Genomic DNA, 5,842 nt, shown 5'->3' on the forward strand with positions numbered 1-5,842 from the left:
CCTCCCGCCGACCGGCCTCCACGCCCCCCTCGTCACCCCCTTCGACAGCGAGGGGCGTCCCGACGCATCAGCCCTGGAAACCCTCGGCCACGAACTCCTGGAGGAGGGCGCCCGCGGCCTCGTCGCGCTCGGCACCACGGGGGAACCGACCTCCCCCGATCCCGCCGAACGGGCCACCGTGCTCGATGTCTGCGCGCGGGTCGCCCGGGAGCACGACGCGCTCCTGACGGTTGGAGTCGGGGGCGGCGACACCCGGACGGTCGAGCGCGCACTGGCGGACCTCGCCGACCGTCCGGGTGTCGGGGCGGCCCTGGTACCGGTGGTGCCGGCCTCCCGGCAAGCGGTGGAGACCACCGGGCGACTGCTCGCGGCGGTGGAACACCTCGATGTCCCCGGCCGTGCGGTCACGGCCGGTGGATCGCCCCCGGGCACCGCACTCACCCCGCCGGTCGGTGGCCGATGAACAGGGTGCGGGTCGGTTCGCCCTCGGTGCCCGACTCCGTCGCGGTCGAGACCTCGAAGCCCGTACCCCGCAACAGGCGGGTCCAGGTGGCGGCGGGGAAGAGCCCGGTGACGTGCGTATCGTGGGCCGTGCGCACGGTGCCGTCGGTCTCCCGCAGGGTGAAGGTGTACTCGGTCCGCACGGTGTGGGCACCGGGTTCCACCGGCAGTCCCCACTCCAGGTACCGGACCCCGCGCCCGTCCGCCGCGTCCTCCCCGCCCCAGTCGGTGCGCGGCTCGTACGTCTCGGTGAGGTGGTCGGGGAAGAAGACGGCCACGCCTCCGGGGCGACAGTGCAGGTAAGCAGTCCGGAAGGCCGCAGCCAACTCCTCCTCGGTGGTCATGTAGTCGATCGCGTCGTGCACCAGCACGGCGTCGAAGGTCCGTTCCAGGCGGAGCTCCCGCATGTCGCCGCGCAGGTGTTCCACCCCCGGGTTGAGGGCGCGGGAGACCGTCAGCATGTCCTCGGCGAGGTCCACCAGGGTCATGGCGTACCGGGAGCGCAGATGGAAAGCGGTGTGTCCGCCGCCGCTGCCCAGTTCCAGCACCGTCCGCACCGGGCCCTCGGCGGCGGCGAACAGCCCGGAGGCCGTGCGGGCGTCGCCCTCGTAGACCTCCACCGGGGAGATCAGTGGCCACCAACGGGCCAGGTCGCCGTACATGCGGGGATGGGGGTTCGGGGAACCGTCGGGCGCGCTCATGATGGTGTGCTCTCCACCGCCGGAGGGAAGGGACTGTCGGCCCCGGCGGGCGGCGCACCGGTGTCCGCCCGCATCGTAGGCCGCGCGGACGCGGTACGGACAACGGATCCGATCACCCCGCACGGTCCGGCGCGGCCGGCGGGGTCGGCGCGGCCGACGGGGAGCGTGCGGCGAGGCATGCGGCGGGGGATGGCTGCCCGGTGGGCGCCCCCTTCCGTACCGCCGGCCCGGCGTGCGCGTGTAGGCCCGCCCTCGGGCATAGGGTCGGAAACGCGACGCCGGGTGCGCCGTGCCCGACCGGGGGAGTCGGGGACCCGATGGAGGAGAGCGGAGCGGCTCGTGGTGCGACGGATCGCGGCCCGGCTGTGGCGCGGTACCCGGGGTTCGGTGCAGTGGCGCCTGCTGTGGTTGGCGAACGCCACGTTCATGATCGGGGTGACCGGGGTGGTGCGGGACGACCGGGGACGGTTCCTGCTGCTGCGTCATCGCATGTGGCCCGAGGACCGACAGTGGGGGCTGCCCTCCGGCTACGCGGTACGGGGCGAGGAGTTCGGTGCCACGGTGGAGCGGGAGGTGCGCGAGGAGACCACCCTGGAGGTGCGGGCCGGCCGGTTGTTGTGGCTGCGCAGTGGTTACCGCCTGCGCGCGGAGGTGGCCTATGAGGCTTTCCTCGTGGGGGGCACCCTGAAGCCGGAGCGCACGGAGATCCTCGAGGCCCGGTGGTGTGCGCCGGACGAGCTGCCGGATGGGGTGCAGCCGATCCACCGCGAGTTGATCGCGCTCGCGCTGGAGGGGACGGGCGGACCCGGGGGACCGGAACGGGCGACACCGCCGGGTCGGTGAGGCGGGCCGCTCCCGGCGGTTCCCCGAGCCGGGCGTTCTCGAGCCCGGCATCCCGTCCCCGGCTGCCCCGATCCCCGTGAGTCCTGCGGGGGCGTGCCGGAGGCCTTCCCGCTCACCGGTGGCGGCGCTACCATCCACACCGCATGGGAGCGCTCCCACATGTCGTGGGGCGTTTCCGGTGCCATCCAGAACGCCGTCCCCCACCACCGTTCCGTCGGCCGTCGGCCGTCGGCAGGAAGGATCCCGGATGCGCGCGTCCCCCGCACCGGCGAGCAGGGAACGTTCCCTCCCGCTCGCCGCCTGCGTTCTCGTTGTCACCCTCCTTCTGGGGGTGTTCGCCCCCGTGGCGGGTTCCGCCGCCGAGGCGGCCGAACCCGATCTCGCCCTCCCCGTCACGGTCCTCGCCTCCGACTTCGAGGACGGCACCCCCCAGGGGTGGACCGCGCGGGGCGGGGAGACGCTGGCCGTCGACGGGGACGCCGCCCGCACCGGCGCGTACGGGCTCGCCGTCACCGACCGTTCCGCCGGCTGGGAGGGGCCGGCCCTGCGGGTGGACCACATCCTGGAACGGGGCGTGGCGTACACCGTCTCCCTGTGGGTGCGACTCGCCGACGGAGCCGCGACCGACACCGCGAGGCTCAGCCTCGAACGCCGGGTGGACGGCACGACCTCGTACCACACCCTGGGCTCCGTCACCGTCGGCCCGGACGCGTGGGTGGAACTCACCGGCACCCACACCCCCACCGTCGCCACCGAGTACTCCGCCCTCTACATCGAGACGGCCGCGGGCACACCCTCCTTCCGGATCGACGACGTCCTCGTCACCCGGATCCCCGTGCCGCCCATCCAGCGGGACATCCCCGCCCTGCGGGACGCCCTCCCGGAGTTCCCGATCGGGGCGGCGGTGAGCCCCGCCGACATCCACGGCGAACGCGCCGAACTCCTCGCCCGGCACCACTCCTCCCTCACCCCGGGCAACGCCCTGAAGTGGGACGCCACCCAGCCGGCCGAGGGTGTCTTCCGTTTCACCGACGCCGACCCGATCCTCGACTTCGCCGCCGAACGGGGCATGGCCGTGCGCGGCCACACCCTGGTGTGGCACGAGCAGACCCCGCCCTGGGTGTTCACCGACGCCGACGGCGAACCGATGACCCCGACGCCGGAGAACAAGACCCTGCTCCTGGAACGCCTGGAGACGCACATCAGGGAGGTCGTCGGCCGCTACGGAGACCGGATCGGCACCTGGGACGTGGTCAACGAGGTCATCGACGAGAACCGGCCGGACGGGATGCGCCGCAGCCCCTGGTACGAGATCACCGGCCTGGACTACATCCGCACCGCGTTCCGCGTCGCGCACGAGGTGGCCCCCGACGCCCGTCTGGTCATCAACGACTACAACACCAACGTCCCCGCCAAGCGCGAGGCGCTGTACGAACTGGTGGCACTGCTGCTGGAGGAGGGCGTGCCCGTCCACGGGGTGGGCCACCAGACGCACATCAACATCGAGTGGCCCTCGGTCGCCGAGGCGCGGGCCATGCTGGAGCGGTTCATCCCGCTGGGGGTGGACCAGGAGATCACCGAACTGGACGTCTCCGTGTACACCGCCGCCGACCAGGTCTTCCCCGTGGTGCCGGCCGAGCGGCTGGAGGCACAGGCCCGGCAGTACCGTCGGATGTTCGACCTCTTCCGCTCGTACTCCGAGCACATCGCCTCCGTCACCGTCTGGGGGCTGGCGGACGACGACACCTGGCTCGACGGCGGGCCCCTGGACCGCAAGGACGCCCCGCTGCTGTTCGATGAGCGGCTGCGGGCGAAAGCGGCCTACTGGGCGATCGTGGACCCCGGCTGGGAGGGGGGCATCGGCCCGTCGGGGGGCTGTCTGGTGGACCACCTGGTCACCGACCGCTGGCCGGGTGGTTTCCGTGCCGAGATCACGGTGCTCAACACCGGCTCCCGGACGATCGACGGCTGGGCCCTGGGGTGGACCATGGGCCGGGGCGAGCGGGTCGACCACCTGTGGAACGGCACCCTCGCCCACCGGGGGCCCCGCGTCACGGTGGGTGACGCCTCCTGGAACGCCGTCATCCCGCCCCGGGCCTCGGTGTCCCTCGGTTACCTGGGTTCCCGGTCCGGGGCCTCCGGGAACGGGGGGCCGGCCGAGCCCACCTTCTTCACCCTCGACGACCGGGCCTGTCTCCTCCTCGCCCCGGAGGCATAGCCGGACCGCGCCCCTTTCGGGGAAGTGCCCGCCCCGCCTGCGTCACCGGCGGGGCGGGCGTCTCCGTGTCGCGTGCCCTCCAACCGGATCGGGGCGGGGGGCGTGGCGCGACTCGTGGTTCGAGCCGGAGCGCGCGCCGGGGAGGGAACCCCGGCCGCGTGAGCCCACGCGGTTCCGATGGGTGAACCGACGGGTGACAATGAAAACGATAACCATTAATCTCCTTGCGGTCGTGCCCATGCCACGCGAAGGACGGACCAATGGGACATCTGCTGATGGTCGAGAGCTGGGTCGGTTCGATGAGCGCGTTGCTGCCCAGAGCCATCGGAGAGGCGGGACACCGCTTCACCCTCCTCACCCGTGACCTGCACCACTACCTGCGTGCCGCGCGTCCCCCGGAGCCGCACCCCCTGCTCGCCGCGCGGAACATCCTCACCACCGAGACCAACGACACCCTCGCCCTGACGGAACACGTCGAACGCCTGCACGCGGTACTGGGCTTCGACGGCGTGATCTCCTCCTGCGACTACTACTTACCGACCGTCGCCCGCCTCTCCGCCCACCTCGGCCTGCCCGGCCCCGCCCCGGAAGCCGTCGAGGCCGCCTGCCGCAAGGACCTCACCCGCCGGATCCTCGTGGACGCGGGCGTCCCCGGCCCTCGTCACGCCGTCTGTCACGATCGCGCCGAACTCCTGGACGCGGCGGCGGGGATGGGCTTCCCCCTCGTCCTCAAACCGACCGATCTGTGCGCGGGCATGTACGTGCGGCGGGTCGACGACGAGGACGGGCTGCTCGCCGCACACCGGGAGTTGGCCGGTTTCCCCGTCAACGCCCGGGGTCAACGGCGTTCCCCCGCCGTCCTGCTGGAGGAGCTCCTGACCGGCCCCGAGGTCAGTGTCGAGACGGTCTCCGGGGGCGGCCTCCACCACGTCGTGGGAGTCACCGACAAGAGCGTCGCCGGCGCCCCCGCCTTCATCGAGACCGGCCACATGTTCCCCGCCGCCTCGCCCCCCGACGTTCTGCGCGAGGCCGTCGACACGGCGGTCGCCGCCCTCACCGCCCTGGGCCTGGACGAGGTGGTGGCCCACACCGAGATCAGGCTCACCCCCGGGGGCCCCGGGTGGTGGAGGTCAACCCCCGCCCGGCCGGCAACCGGATCACCGAACTGGTCCGCCACGTCACCGGCATCGACCTGCCCGCGGCGGCGGTGGAGGTCGCCATGGGGCGGGTACCGGACCTCACCCCCCGCGACACCGGGGTCGGCAGCGCCGCCATCGCCTTCCTCCTGCCCGAACGGGCCGGGGAACTGGCCGGTTTCGACGGCACCAGGGAAGCGGCCGGGATGCCCGGTGTGCGGGAGATCGACCTCGCCGCACCCGGCCGCCGCACCCGTCCAGCCCTCAGCAACAACGACTACCTCGGCCATGTGATGGTCACCTCCCCGGACCCGGGTGACGCCCGCCCCCGGGCGGAGAAGGCGTTGTCGGTACTCGGGCCCCGCTGGGCCGAGGCCCGGGAGGTCCTCGCATGACGCCCACCGGAACCCCCACCAAAACCCCTGTCTCTGATACACATCTCC

General features: G+C 72.9%; 4 protein-coding genes and 1 pseudogene. 4 read left to right on the forward strand and 1 reads right to left on the reverse strand.

Annotated features, from left to right (window positions below; all coding sequences use genetic code 11):
* On the forward strand, positions 1-463 hold a 463-nt coding region (locus FNQ90_RS10340; RefSeq protein WP_182606100.1), incomplete at its 5' end, for a dihydrodipicolinate synthase family protein.
* Here the strand turns inward: FNQ90_RS10340 and FNQ90_RS10345 are convergent.
* Entirely contained in the window at positions 438-1,202 is a 765-nt protein-coding gene (locus FNQ90_RS10345; protein ID WP_182606101.1) for a class I SAM-dependent methyltransferase, read from the reverse strand. The two genes, FNQ90_RS10340 and FNQ90_RS10345, sit on opposite strands and share 26 nt — an antisense overlap.
* A 342-nt stretch (positions 1,203-1,544) precedes the next feature.
* Between FNQ90_RS10345 and FNQ90_RS10350 the strand changes: the two genes are divergently transcribed.
* From FNQ90_RS10350 to FNQ90_RS10360, 3 genes and pseudogenes are all read left to right on the forward strand, one after another.
* On the forward strand, positions 1,545-2,045 hold the full coding sequence (locus FNQ90_RS10350; RefSeq protein ID WP_323379869.1) for an NUDIX domain-containing protein: 501 nt from the start codon (positions 1,545-1,547) through the stop codon (positions 2,043-2,045).
* Positions 2,046-2,292: 247 nt separating this feature from the next.
* Entirely contained in the window at positions 2,293-4,263 is a 1,971-nt protein-coding gene (locus tag FNQ90_RS10355; RefSeq protein WP_182606103.1) for an endo-1,4-beta-xylanase, read from the forward strand.
* 260 nt (positions 4,264-4,523) lie between these two features.
* Positions 4,524-5,794: pseudogene (locus FNQ90_RS10360) on the forward strand (ATP-grasp domain-containing protein).
* The last annotated feature ends 48 nt before the right edge of the window (positions 5,795-5,842 follow it).

This window comes from Streptomyces alkaliphilus (assembly GCF_014141535.1).
Classification (GTDB): domain Bacteria; phylum Actinomycetota; class Actinomycetes; order Streptomycetales; family Streptomycetaceae; genus Streptomyces; species Streptomyces alkaliphilus.

Bases quoted from the DNA above. Each gene is read 5' to 3' on its own strand.
- FNQ90_RS10345 (WP_182606101.1), bottom strand. From the start codon at position 1,202: ATGAGCGCGCCCGACGGTTCCCCGAACCCCCATCCCCGCATGTACGGC.
- FNQ90_RS10355 (WP_182606103.1), top strand. From the start codon at position 2,293: ATGCGCGCGTCCCCCGCACCGGCGAGCAGGGAACGTTCCCTCCCGCTC.